Source organism: Klebsiella michiganensis, assembly GCA_000963575.1.
Taxonomy (GTDB): domain Bacteria; phylum Pseudomonadota; class Gammaproteobacteria; order Enterobacterales; family Enterobacteriaceae; genus Cedecea; species Cedecea michiganensis_A.
Genome location: CP011077.1, coordinates 2,073,989 through 2,094,831 on the forward strand (window position 1 = coordinate 2,073,989; position 20,843 = coordinate 2,094,831).

At 55.9% G+C, this 20,843-nt stretch carries 17 protein-coding genes; 10 read left to right on the forward strand and 7 right to left on the reverse strand.

The window, feature by feature from the left end:
• Positions 1-103: 103 nt before the first annotated feature.
• From VW41_09825 to VW41_09835, 3 genes are read left to right on the forward strand one after another with little or no spacing between them, the layout of a single operon-like run.
• The gene (locus tag VW41_09825) at positions 104-1,636 is read left to right on the forward strand and encodes an MFS transporter (GenBank protein ID AJZ89312.1); all 1,533 of its coding nucleotides are present in this window, start codon (positions 104-106) and stop codon (positions 1,634-1,636) included.
• A gap of 33 nt (positions 1,637-1,669) precedes the next feature.
• Entirely contained in the window at positions 1,670-2,785 is a 1,116-nt protein-coding gene (locus tag VW41_09830) for an N-ethylmaleimide reductase (protein AJZ89313.1), read from the forward strand.
• A gap of 17 nt (positions 2,786-2,802) precedes the next feature.
• Positions 2,803-3,231 (forward strand): hypothetical protein, encoded by a 429-nt coding sequence (locus VW41_09835; protein AJZ89314.1) that lies wholly within the window; start codon positions 2,803-2,805, stop codon positions 3,229-3,231.
• A 33-nt stretch (positions 3,232-3,264) separates the two neighbouring features.
• Here the strand turns inward: VW41_09835 and VW41_09840 are convergent, their stop codons facing one another.
• The 3 genes from VW41_09840 to VW41_09850 all read right to left on the reverse strand — a co-directional run bounded on the left by VW41_09840 (position 3,265) and on the right by VW41_09850 (position 5,859).
• Positions 3,265-4,080, reverse strand: coding sequence for a methionine ABC transporter substrate-binding protein (locus VW41_09840; GenBank protein ID AJZ89315.1), 816 nt, complete (start codon positions 4,078-4,080; stop codon positions 3,265-3,267).
• Positions 4,081-4,175: 95 nt separating this feature from the next.
• Positions 4,176-4,844 carry a methionine import system permease MetP gene (locus VW41_09845; GenBank protein ID AJZ89316.1) on the reverse strand — a complete coding sequence of 223 codons (669 nt, stop codon included), beginning with the start codon at positions 4,842-4,844 and terminating at the stop codon, positions 4,176-4,178.
• Positions 4,837-5,859: a methionine ABC transporter ATP-binding protein gene (locus VW41_09850; GenBank protein ID AJZ89317.1), complete on the reverse strand. Its 1,023-nt coding sequence runs from the start codon at positions 5,857-5,859 to the stop codon at positions 4,837-4,839. The genes VW41_09845 and VW41_09850 overlap by 8 nt, the downstream gene beginning before the upstream one ends.
• Positions 5,860-6,380: 521 nt before the next feature.
• Here VW41_09850 and VW41_09855 point away from each other — a divergent pair.
• Both VW41_09855 and VW41_09860 read left to right on the forward strand, forming a co-directional pair.
• Positions 6,381-8,069 (forward strand): histidine kinase, encoded by a 1,689-nt coding sequence (locus tag VW41_09855; GenBank protein ID AJZ89318.1) that lies wholly within the window; start codon positions 6,381-6,383, stop codon positions 8,067-8,069.
• Complete coding sequence (locus VW41_09860) at positions 8,063-8,782, forward strand: two-component response-regulatory protein YehT (GenBank protein AJZ89319.1); 720 nt, start codon at positions 8,063-8,065, stop codon at positions 8,780-8,782. Before VW41_09855 ends, VW41_09860 begins: the two co-directional genes overlap by 7 nt.
• A gap of 10 nt (positions 8,783-8,792) precedes the next feature.
• Here the strand turns inward: VW41_09860 and VW41_09865 are convergent, their stop codons facing one another.
• Genes VW41_09865 through VW41_09875 form a run of 3 tightly spaced genes read right to left on the reverse strand, consistent with a single transcriptional unit; the run spans position 8,793 to position 12,185 of the window.
• Positions 8,793-9,758 carry a GTP-binding protein gene (locus VW41_09865; protein ID AJZ89320.1) on the reverse strand — a complete coding sequence of 322 codons (966 nt, stop codon included), beginning with the start codon at positions 9,756-9,758 and terminating at the stop codon, positions 8,793-8,795.
• A gap of 13 nt (positions 9,759-9,771) precedes the next feature.
• A complete protein-coding gene (locus VW41_09870) occupies positions 9,772-9,975 on the reverse strand; it encodes a hypothetical protein (protein AJZ89321.1) in 204 nt (67 codons plus the stop codon).
• Positions 9,976-10,031: 56 nt separating this feature from the next.
• Positions 10,032-12,185, reverse strand: coding sequence for a carbon starvation protein A (locus VW41_09875; GenBank protein ID AJZ89322.1), 2,154 nt, complete (start codon positions 12,183-12,185; stop codon positions 10,032-10,034).
• A 545-nt stretch (positions 12,186-12,730) separates the two neighbouring features.
• Here VW41_09875 and VW41_09880 point away from each other — a divergent pair.
• Entirely contained in the window at positions 12,731-13,282 is a 552-nt protein-coding gene (locus VW41_09880; GenBank protein ID AJZ89323.1) for a hypothetical protein, read from the forward strand.
• A gap of 42 nt (positions 13,283-13,324) precedes the next feature.
• Here the strand turns inward: VW41_09880 and VW41_09885 are convergent, their stop codons facing one another.
• Complete coding sequence (locus VW41_09885; protein AJZ91916.1) at positions 13,325-13,909, reverse strand: LuxR family transcriptional regulator; 585 nt, start codon at positions 13,907-13,909, stop codon at positions 13,325-13,327.
• Between the two features lie 680 nt (positions 13,910-14,589).
• Here VW41_09885 and hmsH point away from each other — a divergent pair.
• The 4 genes from hmsH to VW41_09905 are packed head-to-tail and all read left to right on the forward strand — an operon-like array spanning position 14,590 to position 20,822.
• Entirely contained in the window at positions 14,590-17,031 is a 2,442-nt protein-coding gene (hmsH, locus tag VW41_09890) for a biofilm formation protein HmsH (GenBank protein AJZ89324.1), read from the forward strand.
• A gap of 8 nt (positions 17,032-17,039) precedes the next feature.
• Positions 17,040-19,055 (forward strand): outer membrane N-deacetylase, encoded by a 2,016-nt coding sequence (gene pgaB / locus VW41_09895; protein AJZ89325.1) that lies wholly within the window; start codon positions 17,040-17,042, stop codon positions 19,053-19,055.
• Positions 19,048-20,376 carry an N-glycosyltransferase gene (locus tag VW41_09900; GenBank protein AJZ89326.1) on the forward strand — a complete coding sequence of 443 codons (1,329 nt, stop codon included), beginning with the start codon at positions 19,048-19,050 and terminating at the stop codon, positions 20,374-20,376. The genes pgaB and VW41_09900 overlap by 8 nt, the downstream gene beginning before the upstream one ends.
• Positions 20,376-20,822 (forward strand): ABC transporter substrate-binding protein, encoded by a 447-nt coding sequence (locus VW41_09905; GenBank protein AJZ89327.1) that lies wholly within the window; start codon positions 20,376-20,378, stop codon positions 20,820-20,822. Before VW41_09900 ends, VW41_09905 begins: the two co-directional genes overlap by 1 nt.
• The last annotated feature ends 21 nt before the right edge of the window (positions 20,823-20,843 follow it).

The following is a 20,843-nucleotide window of genomic DNA, read 5'->3' on the forward strand; positions in this document are numbered from 1 at the left end:
ATCATTTTTGTCGCCGAAAAACACCCGCTACTCTGCACGCTATCCCGCCTGCTTACCGCCGGCCCAATTCCGAGATTGTGACTTTCCGCTAAGGATATGAATTATAGCCGTTACCGGTTCTCGCCCATCGCAAGCGCAGCGCCTGACGCTGGTCGCCGTGTGTCTTGCCTCGATCACTATGCCTTTTAACTTTACCGCCGCCGCCGTGGCCTTACCCGCTATTGGGCAAAGCTTCCACGGCTCGACCATGGCGGTTAACTGGGTGGCTAATGCGTTTATGTTGACCTTTGGCAGCTGCCTGATGCTGGCGGGCGCGCTTGCCGACAGCTACGGGCGTAAACGCATGTTTGCCGGGGGGATTGCGGCCTTTGCGCTCCTGTCAGCCGCGCTGCTTGCTGCGCCGAACTTGTTTGTTTTCGATCTGCTGCGTGGGGCGCAAGGGGTTGCCGCCGCTATCGCATTTTCCGGCGGGATGTCGGCGCTGGCGCAGGTTTATGACGGCCCTGCCCGTATGCGTGCTTTCAGCTTCGTCGGCTGCAGTTTCGGCATTGGCCTGGCTTTTGGCCCCGTGGCAGCGGCGGTGATGATCGATCTCTTCAACTGGTCAATTGTCTTTATTCTACTGACGCTGGTGGCGGGTATTGCCTGTTTTCTGGCCTGTCGCTATATGCCCGAATCCCGCAACCCAGCGGCAAACGGTATCGACTGGGCCGGGGCCGTGGTGTTTACGTGGACGCTGGGCGTTTTCACTTACGCCGTCCTGCGCGTGCCGGAGGTTGGCTGGGGGGATGCCTTTAACCTGGCGTTGTTTGCGGTGGCCATGATTTCACTGCTGGTTTTTATTCGCATTGAACTGCGCGTTCAGCAGCCGATGCTCGACCTGACGTTATTCAAATTTCCCCGGTTTGTTGGCGTTCAGCTCCTGGCCGCTGCCCCGGCCTATTCCTTTGTCGTTCTGCTTCTACTCTTGCCGCTGCGATTTGTTGGCGTGGAAGGGATGCCGGTGCTTGAGGCCGGGCGGCTGATGATTGCGCTCTCCGCGCCGCTGTTGTTCCTGCCGATTATTGCCGGGTCCCTGACTCGCTGGTTCTCTGCGTCCGTGCTGTGCGGCGTTGGGCTGCTGGTTTGTGCGGCAGGATTATTGTGGCTGAGTCGCGTGCCGGGCGGGGCATCTGCCTGGCAATTTGCGTTGCCGATGTGGACTATCGGCTGCGGGATAAGCCTGCCCTGGGGATTAATGGATGGCCTGGCGGTAAGCGTGGTGCCTCGCGAAAGGGCGGGTATGGCAACGGGTATTTTCAGTACCACGCGGGTGGCCGGGGAAGGGGTTGCGATGGCAATTGTGAGCGCGCTGCTCTCTTCACTGATGGCAAATAACCTGCACCGGGCGGTGGCCGGTAGCCCTCAGCGGCTGGCTCATGTCGCGCAAAGCGTTGTTACCGGGGATGTTGCGACCGCAACCACAGCGCTGCACGGGGTGACCTATCAGACGATTGCCGCCAGCTACGACGCGGCGTTCAGCGACCTGCTGCTGCTGTTGATGAGCATCACCTTGCTGGTCGCGCTGGTGGTGTTTTTATTTCTCGACAAAGGACAAGCCGGGGACGAAACCCGGCAACAAGCGACGGCGAGCTGATCGCCATTTCAAGCCAATAATGAGAATCCAACCATGACCACACATGTCAAAGATCTGTTCAGCCCGTTGCGGGCCGGCAGGCTCAGTTTACAACATCGGGTAGTGATGGCGCCGCTGACCAGAATGCGTGCGTCCGGGCCGGAAGGTGTGCCTGACACACTTAACGCGGAATACTACGGCCAGCGGGCCAGCGAAGGTGGCCTGATTATCACTGAGGCGACGAACATTTCACCTCAGGGGAAAGGCTTCCCGCAAACGCCGGGTATCTTTAGCGACCAGCAGCAGGCTGGCTGGAAGCGCGTTGTGAATGCCGTGCATCAAAAAGGCGGAGCTATTTACCTGCAGCTGTGGCACACGGGGCGTATTTCTCATCGCAGTCACCACCCGGAAACCCCGTCGGTTGCTCCATCGGCTATTCGCCCTGCGGGTGAAGCCCTGGATGCTAACTTTACACCTCAGCCGTTTGCCACCCCGGCAGCCCTTGAACTCTCGGCCATTCCTGCGGTGATAGAGGAGTATCGCGAGGCGGCACGGCGAGCGAAGGCCGCGGGTTTTGACGGCGTGGAGCTGCATGCGGCGAACGGTTTTCTGATCGATCAGTTTTTGCAGGACAGAACCAACCGACGCACGGACGAATATGGCGGCAGCGTGGCAAACCGAATGCGCTTTATGTGCGAAGCGCTGGCGGCGCTGCGCGAGGTTTACGCCGCAGGGGAAATAGGCGTCAGGCTTTCTCCGTTCGGCAAGCTGGGAGACATTGGCGACAGCAACCCGCTGGCGCTGTTTACGGACGTTGTTGCCTGGCTCTCAGAACAGCAGATTGGCTATCTGCATCTGGTGGAGCCGCGGGCCAACACCGGGCTAAATGAAGAGCAGGATATGACGCAGCCAGCCTCTGTTGCCGCATTGCTACGACCCTATTTTGACGGCACCATTATCGCCTCAGGCGGTTTTACCCGCGACTCAGCGAATGCGCTTATTGCCGCAGGAAATGCGGATGCCGTCGCCTTCGGGCGGGCGTTTATTGCCAACCCCGACCTGCCGTATCGGCTGTCCGTAAATGCGCCTTTAAACGCCTGGGATCGTTCAACATTTTACGCCGGGGATGCCCGCGGTTATACCGATTATCCGACTTTGCCACGTAACTGATCTTTGAGGAGAGTTCTATGTTATTTAACGATACAGCATCCCCCATGCTTGACGTTCAGGGGCCGCCGCCCTGGCTGGCAATACTCGCGGATGAGGCGAGCCTGCAAGGCGTGGTGCTAAAAGCGCCGGTTCACGGCAAAACGGCGATTCTGGAGATCCTGAAAGCGGCCATCCCGCTGTATGACTTCCAGCGTTTTACTTACCGGGATTATGTTAACGAACGGTTCTTTATGGAGTCTTACCGCGCAAGCGTTGACGGTGTGGCCGTAGAGTGCGCCGTGTGGGTGCATATCGATGAGCAAGGGCAGGCGGATTCACTGATGATTCATCACCATCCGCTGCCTGCGGCGCTCTATTTTTCCCAGCGAATGTGGCTACAGGTCGAAGAAAAGTACCGCGAGCTTTACCTCAGCCCGGAGGAGTACGCGGCGCTAACTCACGGATAAGCAAAAGGGGTGCATTGCGCCCCTTTTTCTGTATTACTGGTTAACCGGCACAACCGCGCCGTGATATTTCTCGTTGATCCAGTCCTGAATCTGCTTAGAGTGCAGGACTTTCACCAGTTCGACGATGTCATGCTTTTTCACGTCGGCACGGTGTACGGTGATGATGTTGGCATACGGGTTGCCTTCGGTGCTTTCGACGGCAATTGGATCTTTGATTGGGTTCAGGCCAGCATCAAGCGCGTAGTTGGCGTTGATCACCACCGCATCACCTTCGTTGTTGGCGTACATTTGCGGCAGCAGGGCGGCTTCAATATCTGCTTTGAACTGCAGATTTTTCGGGTTGCTGGCGATGTCGCTGATACGGGCGTTAACCGGCTTCACGCCGGGCTTCAGGGCTATCACGCCTTCGCGCTGGAAGATAGCCAGAATACGGCCTTCTTCCGCCACTGAGTCACGCAGAATAATTTTGCCGTTCTGTGGCAGATCCTTCAGGCTTTTATACTTCTTCGAATAGATGCCGATAGGTTCAACGTGGATAGCCCCGGCACTGACGAAATCGTAGTTTTTATCGCCTTTATGATCCTGTAACACTGAATCCAGGTAGGGCTGATGCTGAAAGTAGTTGGCGTCAATCTCATGCTCGGCCAGCGCAGTATTAGGCAGGATATAGTCCTGGAAGGTTTTGATCTCAAGATCGATGCCTTCTTTCGCCAGAATCGGCTTCGCCTGCTCGAGGATTTCCGCATGCGGGACGTTGGAGGCGCCCACAATCAGTTTTTCAGCGGCGTTGGCGTGAAGGCTTAACGCGGTTAAAGAAGCCAGAGCTAACATCATAAACTGTTTTTTCATTATTACGTCCAGTCGTGAGTAGTGATTAAAATTGCATTGCCGTGGAATTCCGCGCGGCACAGAGCATCCCTGCCGCACGAAAGTTGTAGAAGCCGTTAGCGTTTATCCAGCAGGTTGGTGATGCGGTCGCCGATAAACTGAATAATAAAAACGATCGCTAAGATAGTGGCCGTGGCCACCAGCGTGACGTCGTTATGGTTGCGCTGGAACCCTTCCAGATAGGCGAGGTTGCCTAAGCCACCGGCGCCGATAACCCCGGCCATGGCGCTGTAGCTCACCAGCGCAATCAGGGTGACAGTCATACCGGACACCAGCGCCGGAGAAGATTCAGGCAAAAGCACGCGGAAAATCAGCGTGTGGGTTTTCGCTCCCATCGAACGCGTGGCTTCGATAACGCCTTTGTCGACCTCGCGCAGCGCAATTTCCACCAGGCGAGCGTAGAAGGGAGCCGCCCCGACAATCAGCGCCGGAAGCGCGGCGTTGGTGCCCAAAATGGTGCCGACCAGCGTTTTAGTGAACGGGATCAGCAGGACGATCAGAATGATGAACGGGATCGAGCGGAAGACGTTGACCAGCCCGGTCACCACCGAATAAACCAGGCGATTCTGAAGCAACTGGCCGCGTGAAGTCAGAAACAGCAGCACGCCGAGGGCAACGCCAAACACTAACGTTGCCAGCCCTGACCAGGCGGTCATATAGAGCGTTTCACCCGTTGCGGTCCACAGTTTGTCGAGTTTTAAATGCGGGAAGTATTGCTCAAGCATGTCGAATAACCTCAGTCTCTACCCGCTTTTGGTTCAGGTATTGCACAATGTTTTCAAGCTGGCTGGCGTCATCCATATGGACATACAGCTCGCCAAATGCACCGTCTACCGTCTGGGTGATATTGCCGTGCAGGATATTCAGCGCGACGTTGAAGTGCTGAATAACATCGGCAATCACCGGCTGCCGGGCTTCTCCGCCGGGGAAAATCAGCTTCAGAATGCTGCCGCTTATGCCCTGCACCCAGAGAGGGTTGAACGGTTCGCTGGGCGTACTTTGACCCGCAATTTGGCGAACAAAAGTTTGCGTGATGGGCTGCTGCGGATGGGTGAAAATATCCAGTACCGGGCCTTCTTCAACGACTCTGCCGTTTTCCATCACCGCCACGCGCTGGCAAATTTTGCGCACCACATGCATCTCGTGGGTAATGAGCACGATGGTTAAGTTGAGCTGGCGGTTAATGTCGAGCAGCAGATCGAGAATCGCGTCGGTTGTTTGCGGATCCAGCGCCGAAGTGGCTTCGTCGCAGAGCAAGACGTCCGGGTTATTGGCCAGCGCGCGAGCAATGCCTACGCGCTGCTTTTGGCCGCCGCTAAGCTGAGAAGGCCAGGCGTTTTCACGCCCCTCCAGGCCGACAAGCTTAATCAGTTCGTTAACGCGCGGCTGGATCTGGCGTTTATTTACACCGGCAATTTGCAGAGGGAAGGCAATATTCTCGGCAACGGTTCGGGACCACAGCAGATTAAAGTGCTGAAAGACCATGCTGACTTTTAGACGAGCCTGGCGGAGCTGTTCGCCTTTGGCCTTGGCAATATCCTGCCCGGCGACAACGATCGATCCTGAAGTCGGCGTTTCAAGCCCATTTAATAATCTGATTAACGTACTTTTACCCGCGCCGCTGTAGCCGATAATGCCGTAAATCTGACCTTTATCTACGTGAATATTAATATTATCTACGGCGGTGATTGCGCCATGCCTGCTGGCAAATACTTTTGATACGCCCGAGAGAACGATCATTATTCTGGTCCTTAACTGCTGAAATTTCCCGCAACGGAACAGCATGATATGCTGCCAACTGGCGCGCACATACCGCGTTATGGGGATCGATTCATTATTATTCGGCTGATACTACCTGCTAATGTCGGTGGGTAGAAGAATATAAAAATATGACTTATAGCCATAAGAAATATAAATAAGTGATTGTCATTTTCTGGCTGGCGTTAATATCCTTTAGCAGAAATATGGCATTGCTTATATATAAATTGATTAATTGAAAATATTTGAATAATGAACGGCAGATACCCGCGTGGGTGGGGCTCGCGATAAATAATTACCTGTATATTAGCGGGTTTATCAACTGGCATTTTGGTTGTTCGATAAATGTGCAATTTGCTTTCTTTAGTTTTATATCTGCGTTATCTCGGGCTCAGGCCGGCTCTTATTTTTTTGTCCAAAATTTAACAAATCTGCGCCATGCCCCGGAAATTATATTCTCATCGCGTTATCTTCCTCGCCTCGAGAGCGGAGATTGTCTGAAGATGTACGAATCCAATTTAATCCTGCTGCTTCTGCAGCAAATGTGCGTGTTCCTTGTGATTGCCTGGCTGATGAGCAAGACCCGACTGTTTATTCCCTTGATGCAGGTCACGGTGCGCTTACCCCACAAGCTGTTGTGCTACATCACCTTCTCGGTTTTCTGCATTATGGGTACCTATTTTGGCCTGCATATTGAAGGCTCTATTGCCAATACGCGTGCCATCGGCGCGGTGATGGGCGGCCTGCTCGGTGGGCCGGTGGTAGGCGGGCTGGTTGGGCTAACCGGCGGGCTTCATCGCTACTCTCTCGGCGGGATGACGGCGCTGAGCTGCATGATCTCCACCATTGCGGAAGGGCTGATTGGCGGGATTATTCACAGCGTTTTAATTCGCCGGGGGAGAACAGACAAACTGTTTAATCCGCTGGTGGCCGGGGCGGCAAGCTTTGTGGCCGAACTGGTGCAGATGATCATCATTTTGCTTATCGCGCGTCCTTTTCAGGATGCACTTCACCTGGTGGAGAGCATTGCCGCCCCGATGATGGTCACCAATACGCTGGGAGCCGCCATGTTTATGCGTATTCTGCTGGATAAACGCGCGATGTTTGAAAAGTACACCTCCGCGTTTTCCGCCACCGCCCTGAAGGTGGCGGCCTCAACCGAGGGGATTCTTCGGCAGGGATTTAACGAACAAAACAGCCTGAAGGTAGCGAAGGTGCTGCATCAGGAACTGGATATCAGCGCCGTGGCTATCACCGACAGGGAAAGGCTGTTGGCGTTTATCGGCACCGGGGCCGACCACCACCTGGCGGGCAAGCCAATTTCGTCGGGCTACACCTGGCAGGCCATCGAGAATAACGAAGTGGTTTACGCCGACGGCAATGAGGTGCCATACCGCTGCTCGCTGCATCCTAACTGCAAGCTGGGGTCGACGCTGGTTATCCCGCTGCGGGGAGAAAACCAGCGGGTGATCGGCACCATAAAGCTTTACGAGGCGCGCAACCGGCTGTTTAGCTCGATCAACCGCACGCTCGGGGAAGGGATTGCTCAGCTGCTGTCGGCGCAAATTCTGGCGGGGAAATATGAGCAACAAAAAGCCCTGCTGGCGCAGTCCGAAATCAAGCTGCTGCATGCGCAGGTGAATCCGCACTTCTTATTTAACGCCCTGAACACGCTGAAAGCGGTTATCCGCCACGATGGCGACAAAGCGGGGCAGCTTGTGCAGTATCTCTCGACGTTTTTCCGCAAAAACCTCAAACGTCCGTCTGAAATCGTCACGCTTTCCGATGAAATTGAACATGTGAATGCCTATCTGCAAATTGAGCTGGCGCGTTTCCAGACGCAACTGGCGGTGAATTGGCAGGTGCCAGACGAGCTGGCGAATCATCGTTTGCCGGCCTTTACGCTACAGCCGATTGTTGAAAACGCCATTAAACACGGCACCTCCCAGCAGTTAGGCAACGGGATGATTACTATTCGTGCCCGTACCGAGGGAAACGACGTGCTGGTGGACGTCGAGGATAATGCCGGTCTATACCGGCCAAAAGAGAACAGTACCGGGTTGGGGATGAATTTGGTGGACAAGCGGCTGCGGGCAAAATTTGGTGAGGATTATGGCCTGGCCGTGAGCTGCGAGCCGGAATGTTTTACCTGCATCACCGTACGTTTGCCCGCCGAGGAGTTGGTATGTTGAGAGTGTTGATTGTTGATGATGAACCCCTGGCGCGCGAGAACCTGCGCATCCTGCTCGAGAACGACGGCGAGATTGAGATAGTCGGGGAATGCGCCAATGCAATAGAGGCGATTAGCGCGGTAAACAAACTGCGCCCGGACGTGCTGTTTCTCGATATCCAGATGCCGCGCATTAGCGGCCTGGAAATGGTGGGCATGCTCGATGAACGCCACCGCCCGCGCATTGTGTTTCTCACCGCTTTTGATGAATACGCGGTGCAGGCATTTGAGGAGTGCGCTTTTGATTACCTGCTGAAACCTATTGAGTCACAGCGGCTGCAAAAAACGCTGGCTCGCCTGCACCAGGAGGCCGAAGCGCAGGATGTCTCCCGCCTGCCGGACAGCCAGCAGCCGCTGAAATTTATTCCCTGCAGCGGTCACAGCAGAATCTGGCTGCTGCAGATGGAAGAGGTGGCCTACGTCAGCAGCCGGATGAGCGGGGTGTATGTCACCAGCCGGGATGGCAAAGAAGGCTTTACCGAATTAACGCTGCGCACGCTGGAAAGCCGCACGTCGCTGCTGCGCTGCCACCGGCAATATCTGGTGAACATGAATTATCTACAGGAGATCCGCCTGGAGGATAACAGCCAGGCGGAACTGCTGCTGCGGGATGGCCGCACCGTGCCGGTGAGCCGCCGCTATTTGAAGTCGCTGAAGGAGGCGGTGGGGCTGTGACTTTGGCCCGTCAGGCTGTGGGCTTTAACCCCGCAAAAGCATCGCGAATTTCAGCCTCGGGGAGTGAAATACCAATGAACACCAGCGTGCTTTCCGGCGTCTCGTCCGCCTGCCACTCGCGGTCCCAGTCGGCGCTATAAAGGCGCTGCACGCCCTGGAACAGCAGGCGGCAGGGCTGGTCTTCAATCCACAGCATCCCTTTGTAGCGGAGCAGGTTATTGGCGAAACCAGAAAGCAGGTTCTCCATTACGGAAGAAACGGCGGAGAGCGCAACCGGATAGTCCAGCGTCACCACAATGGATGAGACCTCATTGTGCTGCGGGGCAATGCGGTGGAAGCGAGGCTTCGTCGCCACGACATTCTCTTCCAGCATAAAACCGCGAGTGTTAAACAGCAGCCCCAGGTCAATATTGCCGTGCAGGAGAGGGTAAACCGGGGCGCGGGCGTTGATACGCTGCAGGCGCTCAATCAGCTGAGCGGACTCACCCGCAATGTCGGTTTTGGACAACAGAATGCGGTCGGCGTAGCCGATTTGCGACTGGGCCAGCGCGAACTGATCCAGCTGTGAGTCGGCATGTACCGCGTCAACGAGGGCTATTACACCGTCGAGCAGGTAGCGTTCGCAAATGATTTCGTGGGCAAAAAACGCCTGCAGGATAGGGCCAGGATCGGCCATGCCGGTGCACTCAACGATGAGCCTGTCGAAGTGAATTTCACCTTTGTCCCGGCTGTCGAGCAGATCCAGCAGGGCATCTTCCAGCTCACTCGACCGCGTGCAGCAAATGCAGCCGTTGCTCAGGGTCGTTATGCGCGTGGCGCGGTCACCAATCAACTGGCTGTCTATAGGCGTTTCGCCAAATTCATTTTCAATAACAGCAATTTTCTCCTCCTGCTGCGTATGCAGGATATGGCGTAACAGGGTGGTTTTCCCTGCGCCCAGAAAACCGGTTAATACGGTTACTGCAATCGGTGTCATCGCGTCTCTCCTGTTAACAGCAGCGCATGCCGCCTTTACCGTCTCCGCCGTAGCGCGCCTGCTGGCGTTCGCGGAAGAACTCTTTATAGGTCATGGGCGGCTGGTCCGGGTGGTTCGTCTGCATGTGCAGCACGTATGTGTCGTAGTCCGGGATGCCAACGAGCATTCTCGCCGCCTGGCCAAGATACTTTTTTGCCGCACCTAAGTTATCAAACATTCTTCGCTCCTTAAGTGATTAAAGCCCCGCTAATGCGGGGCAGTCAGATGAAGCGATCAGTGGCCGGAAGAAATCTTAATGCCTTCTTTCGGCACCGGCTGGTAAGGCGTTTCTTTGTCCGTCGGCTGGTCGGATTTACGTGCTTCTCGCCAGGCTTTGATGCCGTAGAAAATGATGCTGTAAACCACCACCAGGAACAGGATGCTAAGGCCCGCGTTGGTATAGTTGTTGACCACAATATGGTTCATATTGGCAATCTCCTGGGCAGTGAGATCGGCTCCGCCCGCGGCGATACGCGCCTTATACTGGTTGGCCATGAAGAAGAAGCCTTCCATCTGCGGGTTGCTGCTGAACAACTTCAGGCCCAGCGCCCAGGTGGTGCAGATAAGCAGCCAGACGGCAGGGATGACGGTCACCCAGATGTATTGGGTGCGCTTCATCTTCACCAGTACCACGGTTGCCAACACTAGCGCGACGGCGGCGAGCATTTGGTTGGAGATCCCGAACAGCGGCCACAGACTTTTGACGCCGCCCAGCGGATCGACCACGCCCTGATACAGCAGATAGCCCCAAAGCCCAACGCACCCGGCGGTCCCGATGATGCCCGCGACCAGTGAGTCTGTCTTCTTCAGGAACGGGATAAAGTTACCCAGCAGATCCTGCAGCATAAAGCGGCCAGAACGAGTCCCGGCATCCAGCGCGGTAAGAATAAACAGCGCCTCAAACAGAATACCGAAGTGGTACCAGAAGCCCATGTCTGCTACCGGCACAATTTTGTGGAACACATGCGCAATGCCGACGGCGAGCGTAGGTGCGCCCCCTGCACGGTTAAGCACGGAAGGTTCGCCGATATCTTTCGCCGTTTGCAGGATTTGTTCCGGAGAAATCACGAAGCCCCAGGAGCTGACGGTTGCGGCCGCGTGCGCGGTCACTTCCTTCAGTTGCGCCATAATCATCGGGGCGTTTTCGCCGCCAAGCTCGTGCAGGTTTGGCATGGTGAAACCCAGGCCTGCCGGAGGCGTGTTCATGGCGAAGTACAGTCCCGGTTCAATGATGGACGCCGCCACCAGAGCCATGACGGCAACAAATGACTCCATCAGCATCGCGCCATACCCGATAAAGCGAGCATCGGTTTCACAGGCCAGCAGTTTGGGCGTGGTGCCGGACGCGATAAGGGCATGGAAACCGGACACTGCGCCACAGGCAATGGTGATGAACAGGAACGGGAATAGCGCACCTTTCCACAGCGGCCCGGTGCCGTCCACGTACTGGGTAACCGCCGGCATTTTCAGCTCTGGGTTGAGGATAACGATGCCAATCGCCAGACCCACGATAACGCCGATTTTTAAGAAGGTGGCCAGGTAGTCGCGTGGGGCGAGGATCAGCCACACCGGCAGCAGGGCGGAGACAAACGCATAGCCGATAAGCGTAAAGGTAATGGTGGTGTCTTTAAAGGTCAGCGCCGGGCCCCAGTAAGGGTCATGTGCGATGACGCCGCCGAAGTAAATCGAAGCCACCAGCAGCACAATCCCGATAACGGACACTTCCCCGACCCGGCCTGGACGAATAAAGCGCATATATATGCCCATAAACAGGGCAATAGGCACCGTCGAGCAAACGGTGAACACGCCCCACGGGCTTTCCGCCAGCGCTTTCACCACGATCAGGGCCAGCACGGCCAGAATAATAATCATGATCAGGAAGCAGCCGAACAGGGCAATCGTCCCCGGCACCGGCCCCATCTCTTCTTTGATCATCTCTCCAAGGGAGGCTCCGTTCCGGCGTGAGGAGATAAACAGCACCATAAAATCCTGTACCGCTCCGGCCAGCACGACGCCTGCCAGTAGCCAAAGTACGCCGGGCAGGTAGCCCATTTGTGCCGCCAGCACCGGGCCGACAAGAGGCCCGGCCCCGGCTATCGCCGCGAAGTGGTGGCCAAACAGAACGTTGCGGTTGGTCGGGACATAGTTCAGCCCGTCGTTATTAATCACCGCGGGGGTCGCGCGCGTAGGATCCAGTTTCATCACCTTCTGGGCGATGTAGAGGCTGTAATAGCGGTAGGCGACCAGATAGACCGACACCGAGGCGACCACTATCCACAGGGCGCTGATGTGCTCCCCCCGTCGCAGGGCGACGACGGCCAGACAGCAGGCCCCGATGATACCCAGGATTGCCCAGGGTATATGTTTGAGAAATTTATTTTTATTCATAATTCATCCGTTTGTCAGCCCCGACTTCATGCCTGTTCGCCGTTTTGCTGAGCCTGGTTGGTGTAAAAGAAGGGCATAAAAATATGCCAGCTATAGCGTGGCGATTTTTTTTGCGAGAGGGGAAAAAGAGTGGCCGAGTGGTCATATGCGAAGATAAGCGGTTGTGGGAAGGGCTAAGCGGTTTTTAGCTGGCGCTAACCCACTGAAAATTGTGATTTAGATCTCATGGAGTCCCCGGTAGTTGAAGCTATTGCACGCCCGGGGTGAGGCTTTACCTCACCGGGCAGAGAGCGTCGGCCGCAATTCAGCGCTGCTCCACCGGCTTCTTGTCTTGGTTTCGGCTCAGGGGTATCCGGGGGGATGGATGGCGCGTGATTGCGTTTTTCTTCAGCCAGAGACGCCGGGGGAACTTGATAGAAATCAATTAAAACGCCATAAATACATAGCATTACCTTTCTTTACCGTCCCGCCTTTGACCTTCCCCCTGGGGGAAGGTGTAACGTCTGCGCCAGTGATTGTTACAACCTTACTCTGTGAAAGGATAAATGATGAAAACAGGCATGATTACTGCGTTACTGGCGTTGGCTCTCAGTGGTTCTGCACTGGCAGCCACCCCTGAAGCGAATGACTTTCTGGCAAAACACGGGCTGGCGGGAAAAACCACCGAGCAAATGGTGGAGGCTATCGACCAGTCTCCGCAGGCTCGTCCGCTGGGCTACAGCGCCGGTGTCACCAGCCGCGCGCTGGTGCTTTCGGACGGGCAGCAGAAGTTTAGCTATCCATTGGGGGACAAGTTCTACCTGTCGTTTGCGCCATACCTGCAGCAAACGCACCCCTGCTTTAATCACAGCCTGTCCGGCTGCCAGGGGGAGCTGGCCAATACGCCTTTTGAGGTCAAAATTACCGATAAAGCGGGCAAGGTTATCCTGAATAAAACGCTTACCAGCCAGCAGAACGGTTTCATCGGGGTGTGGTTACCGCGCAATATCGAAGGGACCGTCAGCGTCAGCTATCAGGGCCGCGCCGCACATTCCGCTTTTGCCACCTTTGATGATAGCCAGACCTGCATGACTACATTGCCGCTGCAGCAATCCTAAGTCAGACGGGCGGCGGCTACCCCAGCGTAACCGCCGCCTGAGCTACGGATAGTTTTGCTCTTCGTCGGTAAAAATGAGCAGGCAGGCCTCGTTAAAGTTGCTCAGCCCAAGCCTTTCGTAAAGCTCGGTTCGCCTGCGATACAGGCTTTTAAGCGAGGTATTGAGTTTTTCAGCCACTGCTTCCATCGGCAAACCCTGCCTTAACCACGCCATCATCTTGCGCTCCTCCTGGCTCAGGCGCATAGCATAAAACCATTCCCCGGCCTGGCGGTCGAGCTTCACCTTTTGCAGCAGCCAGAACAAGGCTTCAACGCCCGGGTGCGGCATCGACATATCGAGACTCCACTTTTGCCTGAGCGGGGAGAGTTCGCTGTGGCGCATATCTAGCATGATGCAGCGAACCGGAGTCCCGGTCTTCTCGGCACTGGTAATGATGTTTTCCCACTGCGCCAGCGGGAGCCGGCTATCTACCAGGATGGCGTACTCTGTGTAGCCGTAGCTGAAACTCCTCCTGCCAACGGAGCGCAGCAGAATGACGTCGGGAAAATAGTTTTTTATTCCCTGGTAAAGAAGGTGATCTTGTGTGATCAAAATTGTCGCATTCACCGCAGCGTATCCCTTTAATATTACTCCAATCCAAATGCATGACCATAGAAACTGGGGCATGCGTACACACAGTGTATTTCTATTATTTCTTTAAAAATTCACTAACTAACCTTCAGGTAAGTTAGGCGGTGTGGCGATTTATTGTTGGGGCAGTATTAATGTTCCATTGCTAATCTTCTTTATTGCTGGTGCGGGAAATTATAAATAAAAAGAAATAAGAGAGAAGATATCGAATTGAAAATTAGGATTCCTTGCCAGGAAACGTCCTGATTAACACAGGGAATCTCACTTGAAAATGTCTGGCAGAGGGGCGGGTATAACATTTTCTGATGCTTGAATTGTGATTTTTCCCTTTAAAATTAATCTGTTGTTGTTTTTGTTTTGTGTGGAAAATGAATTATTGAAAAGGTGATGCGGAGTATTCTTAAAAGCATCTCTGATGCCGGATTACTATATTCACAAAATTATTGATGGTGGCTTATCATTCCTCTTGTCATCGCTTATGTGCGATTGGCGATATTTTGAGTTTGTTCCTAAAGCTTAAAGTAAGAAAAGGCATTAAGTGGGGCGTGCCTGTTTAAATTAATGCTCTGAATGTCAATGAAGTTTTACCGTGTGAATTTCCTTCCGCTGATGCCGAATTTCGGTATTCAAACGCGGTGGATAAACCATGCTCATTCATAATGGAATAATAGATATTTATGGGACAACGGCTGAGTATCAATAAGTTATTCTTTTATCGTGGCGTGAAGCTATCGCTATTTTTAGTCATACCAGGGGTGTTTTCGGTACAAGGAGTGGGGGCAACATCGGCATATGATAAGCAGGTATTACAGGCTCGGGGCGGAGATTACCAACCGCTGCTCAATGCCCTGAAGCAGCAGGAAGATGCCGGGGCGCTCAACCCGGAACAGGTGGCTGACTGGCTCCAGGTGGCCTGCTGGGCGGGGCGTGATAACGAGGTAGTCAGCGTGTGGCAGCGTTATCAGGGGCGTGTTTCTATCCCGGCCCGGGGGGTTGCCGCCACGGCGCAATCTCTGCGCAATCTGCAACGCTGGGGAGATTCGCTTTCTCTCTGGCAGCAGGCTCTTCGGCTCACGCCCGGGAACGATGATTACCGCATGGGACAAATTAAAACGCTGGCCGACGGACGAAAAGGCTGGCAGGCCAGAGATGAAGCCCTGCGTTTGGTCGAGGAGCAACCGACGCTGGCGCATTTGCAGACGCTCTCTTATGTCTATTTGCGGCAGGGAAAGACCTGGGACCAGTTGCAGATTGACACGCAGGCCCTTGCTCTTGCGCCTGGGAATAAAACCGCGCTGCAAAACCTGATATCAAGCCTGACGGTGAACCGGGTGAATTCCCCGGCACTGGCGTTAGCTAATGAGGCGGAACTTCCGCCACATGAGCGCAGGCAGCTCGAAGTTAACGCGGCGGCCGAAATGGTGCGTATGGCCGATATTTCGCCTGGGGAAGAGAAAGCCCGCTTTACCGTGGCGCAGCGGGCGCTGGATCGCTACGACGCCTTGTTCGCCAAATGGCACAGTGACCCTCAGGCCCGGCAGGACGTCACGCGGGCGCGCATAGACCGGCTGGGCGCACTCTACGCCCACAATTACTACCGGAAGGTTATTCAGGAATATGAATCCCTGACTAGAGAAAATGTGGCCGTCCCGCCCTGGGCTTTGCGCTGGGTTATTGCTTCTTACCTGGCAGAAAAACAGGTCGAAACTGGGCAGGCGCTAACGCCGGATCTGTTCAGCGGGGTGGCGAATGAGAACGAGCAGGCGATGTTCTATGCCTTGCTGGACAGCGGGCAGTACGCCGCCGCCGAACGCTACCTGCAAAACCTTACCCAGGCAACGCCTTATCGTCGTTACGTGCCGGGCTTCCCGGCTCCCGTGCCGAACGATCGCTGGCTGGAAGCGAAAACGCTCTCCCTGCAATACCTCTTATCGACCAATGCGTTGCCGGCCGCCCAATCGCTGTCTCATCGGCTGGCCAGTACCGCCCCGGGTAACCAGGGATTGCGTATTGATTATGCCCGGGTGTTACAGGCCCGGGGGCTGCCGCAGGCGGCTGAGCTGGAGCTAAAAAAGGCGGAGGTGCTTGAGCCGACGAACCTTGAACTGGAGCGCCAGCAGGCTTACGTCGCACAGGAGCTGCACGAGTGGAGGCAAATGGATTTGTTAACCGACGATGTGATGCTGCGCGCCCCGCTGGATATCGGCTCTCAGCGGCTGAGCCGCGCGCGGGATGTTCACCGGATGTCCGAACTGCGCATTAACGGCCAGCAGGGCATCCATTCTGATACACCCGTCAGCGGGGCGCACGATTTTACCTGGGATATGGCAGTTTATGGCCCACCCGTTGCCGACAGCTGGCGGCTGTTTGGCGGCCACCGCTTTAACAGCGGGCGCTTTGAAGAAGGTAAGGGCTTCAGCCGCAGCGTGTTTGGCGGAATAGAGTGGCGGCCGCGCAATAGCTGGGCCGAGCTTGAACTGGCGAATAACAACTTCAACGGCGGCAATAAGCCGGGAGGGCGGGTCTCGGCCTGGCACAGCTTCAGCGACAGCTGGCGAGTGGGCGGAGAGCTTGATCGTCTGGCCCGGGAAACTCCGCTGCGGGCGCTGCGTAACGGCATCAGCGCCAATCAGGCCAGCCTGTGGGTGCGCTGGCACCAAAACGAACGTCGTGAATATCAACTGGCGACCACGACCAGCCGTTTCTCAGACCATAACTACCGCCAGGAGTACACCTTCCAGGGCAAAGAGCGGCTGTGGCAGACGCCGCGGATCACGCTCGACCTGCAGCCCGGCGTGGCTTACAGCACCAACAGCAAGGCCGACAGGGTGTATTACAGCCCGAAATGGGACTTATCCGTCGCGCCGACGTTCGCCGTTAATCATGTGATGTATCAGCACTATGACACCGTCTGGAGTCAGCAGATTAGCGCCGGGGCGGGCGTTTACCGGCAAAAAAATTATGGGGCAGGGGCGATGACGTCCCTGGGGTATGGCCAGCGTATCCAGTGGAACAACGTCCTCGACACCGGGGCCATGCTGAACTGGGAAAAGCGCCCCTGGGACGGCAAGCGGGAAACTCATCTTGCCGTCGCTTTTGATGCGAATTTACGATTTTAAGGACAAACATGCTGACCAACAGTTTTCGTATCGGCCTGATCGTTTTTGGCTGGTTACTGACCCTTTCAGGCCTGTGCGCGCAGGAGATCCATTTCCTGCCGCCAAAAGAGCGGCCTCTGCCTGAAGCCAGTCATCCCTGGCCAAAGAACCACTTTCTGGTGCTGGCCTACCACGATGTTGAAGACCGCGACCCCGATCAGCGCTATCTGGCGGTACGCACCAGTGCGCTTAACGAGCAAATCAGCTGGCTGCTGCAGAACGGCTACCGGGCGGTAAGCGTGCAGGCCATTCTGGACGCCCATCGCGGGGGGGCGCCACTGCCGCCGAAGGCTTTTTTGCTCACTTTTGATGATGGCTACAGCAGCTTTTACACCCGCGTGTGGCCTCTGCTCAAGGCATACAATGTGCCCGCGCTGTGGGCGCCGGTGGGCAGCTGGGTGGACACCCCGCCTGACAAAAAAGTGGATTTTGGCGGACTGATGACCGCCCGGGACAAGTTTGCCACCTGGGAGATGGTGCGTGAGCTTAGCCGCTCCCCACTGGTTGAGATAGGTTCGCACACCTGGGCTTCACACTATGGCATTCAGGCGAATCCTCAGGGCAGCCGCGAACCGGCGGTGGCCAACCGGGCGTGGAATAAAACCACCGGACAGTATGAAAGCGATGAACACTTTACCCGCCGTATTGACGACGATGTGCGTCAAATCAGCCGTAAAATTGAGCAGGTTAGCGGCAAAGCCCCCCGCGCCTGGGTCTGGCCCTATGGTGCGGCCGGGGGCACCTCCCTTGGTATCATCAAAAAACAGGGTTACCAGTTGGCGTTCACGCTGAATGATGGCCTCGCTGACGTGCGCGATCTGGACAATATCCCGCGGGTGCTGATTTCGGGCAACCCTACGCTCAAAGCCTTCGCCAGTATGGTGGGCCGGGTCCGGGAGCCCGATCCGGTGCGGGTTATGCATGTGGATCTCGACTACGTCTACGATCCGAACCCGGTGCAACAGGCGAAGAATATCGATGCCCTGGTACAGCGGGTGTATGACATGAAAATCAGCCATGTCTTTTTGCAGGCGTTCTCGGACCCGCTCGGCGACGGCAATATCAAGTCGCTCTATTTCCCCAACCGCTGGCTGCCGATGCGCGCCGACCTGTTTAACTTCGTCGCCTGGCAGCTGCGCACGAGAGGGGATGCCAAAGTGTTCGCCTGGCTGCCGGTGCTCTCTTTTGATCTGAATGCCGCGCTGCCCAGGGTGCAAAGCTGGGACGCCGCCAGCGGGAAGGCGCATCGGGCCACCAGCCCTTATCTGCGTCTTTCCCCGTGGAACCGGCAGGTTCGTTACCAGATAGTCGACATTTATGAAGATCTCGCCCGACATGCGGTGTTTGACGGCATTCTTTTCCACGACGATGCGCTGCTCACCGACTTTGAAGATGCCGGCCCGGACGCCATGACCGCCTATCGGCAGGCGGGGTTCCAGGGAAGCATTGGCGACATTCATCAAAACCCGGCTGAACTTCGGCGCTGGACGCGCTTTAAAAGCCAGACGCTGATTGAGTTCACCCGCACGCTGACTGACGCGGTGCGGAACATCCGTGGCCCGCAGATAAAAACCGCCCGAAATATCTTTGCGCTGCCGATTCTGGAGCCAGAGAGCGAGGCGTGGTTCGCCCAGAACGTTGACGATTTCCTGGCTGCCTACGACTGGACGGTGCCGATGGCGATGCCGCTGATGGAGTCCGTGCCGCTGGAAGAGAGCAATAGCTGGCTGGAACGGCTGATTAAAGCCGTAGCGGCCAAGCCTTCGGGAATGAATAAAACCATTTTTGAGCTTCAGGCGCGCGACTGGAATCACAAAGCGCAGAAAGGCATCGCCGACAAACAGCTGGTGGAGTGGATGCAGCTGCTGCAGCTGAACGGCGTGAAGCATTACGGCTACTACCCGGACGACTTCATCAATAACCAGCCTGATATTTCACATATCAGACCTGAAATTTCCTCTTACTGGTACCCAAACAATGACTGATCGTCTTCTTTCCTTGCTGATTCTGGGCCTGGTCTTTGGGCTGCCGCTCGGCATGGCGGCGGTATTTACCGGGAAAATCTTGCTGGACTTCGTGTTCTTCTGGCCGCTGTTTATGTCGGTGCTGTGGATGACCGGCGGACTCTATTTCTGGTTCCGGCTGGAGCGCCACTGGCCGTGGGGCGAAGAGGTACCGCCGCCGCAGCTGGAAGGCAATCCGCTGATTTCTATCCTTATCCCCTGTTTTAACGAAGGAAAAAACGCCCGGGAAACAATCGAAGCCGCGCTGGCCCAGCGCTATACCAACATCGAGGTTATCGCCATCAACGATGGCTCCCGCGATAACACCGCGGAGATCCTGAACCAGCTCGCGCAGGAATACCCGACGCTGCGGGTAATTCATCTGGCCGCTAATCAAGGCAAAGCTGTGGCGCTAAAAGCCGGGGCCGCCGCCGCGCGCGGAGATCTGCTGGTGTGCATCGACGGCGACGCTTTGCTGGAGCAGGATACCGCGGCTTACCTGGCGCTACCGCTCATTCGCCACCCGAACGTGGGTGCCGTTACCGGGAATCCGCGAATCCGCACCCGCTCGAATTTGATTGGCCGTATTCAGGTTGGAGAATTCTCTTCCATCATTGGGCTGATTAAACGCACCCAGCGAATTTATGGCCGGGTGTTTACCGTTTCCGGCGTGATTGCCGCCTTTCGCCGCCAGGCGCTGGCGGACGTGGGCTACTGGAGCCCGGACATGATCACCGAGGATATTGATATCAGCTGGAAACTGCAGCTGCATCACTGGACGCTCTATTTTGAGCCGCGCGCGCTGGTCTGGATCCTGATGCCGGAAACGCTCAAAGGATTGTGGAAGCAGCGACTGCGCTGGGCGCAGGGTGGGGCGGAAGTGTTCCTGGTTAATCTGCGTCGCCTGTTCCGCTGGGAGCACCGGCGGATGTGGCCGCTGTTCATGGAGTACGTGCTCTCGACGGTCTGGGCCTTCGCCTATGCGATAACCATCCTGCTGTTTATTGCCAGCCACCTGGCGACATTGCCGGCGAATCTGGTGGTCGAAACGCTGTTTCCGCCGGAGTTTACAGGGCTGCTGTTGGGGGTGATGTGCCTGATGCAGTTCCTGGTCAGCCTGTTTATCGAGCGGCGTTATGAAAAGCGGATTGCCGGGTCGCTGTTCTGGATTGTCTGGTTCCCGATTATGTACTGGATGATAGGCCTGTTTACCACCCTGGTGTCATTCCCGAAAGTGATGCTTAAACGCCGCCGCGCCCGCGCGCGCTGGGTAAGTCCTGACCGTGGAAAAGGAAGAATATGATGCAGAGCAACACGCTGATATTGACCGAGGACCGACTGGGGCCGCGCCTGTTCGACGGCCTGCTAACCGCCGTTGCCTGGGCTGTCTTTTTGTACTTTGTGTGGAAAAATCTGCTGCTCCAGCTGATGCTATTGCCCGATCAGCGGGGGGAGATCGTCGCACAGTCGCTCAATTCCGTGCTGCTGTATTTGCTGATTGCGGCCATAAACGGCTGGCTGCTGATCCTGTGGTATCAATACAGCCTGCGCAGGTACAGTGACCGATACCACGACGAACATAGCCCGTTTCAGCTTAGCGACCTGGCCCGCAGCTTTAACCTGTCGACGCAGCTCGTTTCCGAGATGAGCCAGTACAACCAGCTCACGGTTTATCACGATCAGATTGGGCAGATAATCGATCTGAAGGCTAATACCCAAGAGTCTGAGCGGGAGAGTTCGGAGGAATAGCGCTATTCTATCGCCCCCAGA

Bases quoted from the DNA above. Each gene is read 5' to 3' on its own strand.
- VW41_09830 (AJZ89313.1), top strand. From the start codon at position 1,670: ATGACCACACATGTCAAAGATCTGTTCAGCCCGTTGCGGGCCGGCAGG.
- VW41_09835 (AJZ89314.1), top strand. From the start codon at position 2,803: ATGTTATTTAACGATACAGCATCCCCCATGCTTGACGTTCAGGGGCCG.
- VW41_09840 (AJZ89315.1), bottom strand. From the start codon at position 4,080: ATGAAAAAACAGTTTATGATGTTAGCTCTGGCTTCTTTAACCGCGTTA.
- VW41_09845 (AJZ89316.1), bottom strand. From the start codon at position 4,844: ATGCTTGAGCAATACTTCCCGCATTTAAAACTCGACAAACTGTGGACC.
- VW41_09850 (AJZ89317.1), bottom strand. From the start codon at position 5,859: ATGATCGTTCTCTCGGGCGTATCAAAAGTATTTGCCAGCAGGCATGGC.
- VW41_09855 (AJZ89318.1), top strand. From the start codon at position 6,381: ATGTACGAATCCAATTTAATCCTGCTGCTTCTGCAGCAAATGTGCGTG.
- VW41_09860 (AJZ89319.1), top strand. From the start codon at position 8,063: ATGTTGAGAGTGTTGATTGTTGATGATGAACCCCTGGCGCGCGAGAAC.
- VW41_09865 (AJZ89320.1), bottom strand. From the start codon at position 9,758: ATGACACCGATTGCAGTAACCGTATTAACCGGTTTTCTGGGCGCAGGG.
- VW41_09870 (AJZ89321.1), bottom strand. From the start codon at position 9,975: ATGTTTGATAACTTAGGTGCGGCAAAAAAGTATCTTGGCCAGGCGGCG.
- VW41_09875 (AJZ89322.1), bottom strand. From the start codon at position 12,185: ATGAATAAAAATAAATTTCTCAAACATATACCCTGGGCAATCCTGGGT.
- VW41_09880 (AJZ89323.1), top strand. From the start codon at position 12,731: ATGATGAAAACAGGCATGATTACTGCGTTACTGGCGTTGGCTCTCAGT.
- hmsH (AJZ89324.1), top strand. From the start codon at position 14,590: ATGGGACAACGGCTGAGTATCAATAAGTTATTCTTTTATCGTGGCGTG.
- pgaB (AJZ89325.1), top strand. From the start codon at position 17,040: ATGCTGACCAACAGTTTTCGTATCGGCCTGATCGTTTTTGGCTGGTTA.
- VW41_09900 (AJZ89326.1), top strand. From the start codon at position 19,048: ATGACTGATCGTCTTCTTTCCTTGCTGATTCTGGGCCTGGTCTTTGGG.
- VW41_09905 (AJZ89327.1), top strand. From the start codon at position 20,376: ATGCAGAGCAACACGCTGATATTGACCGAGGACCGACTGGGGCCGCGC.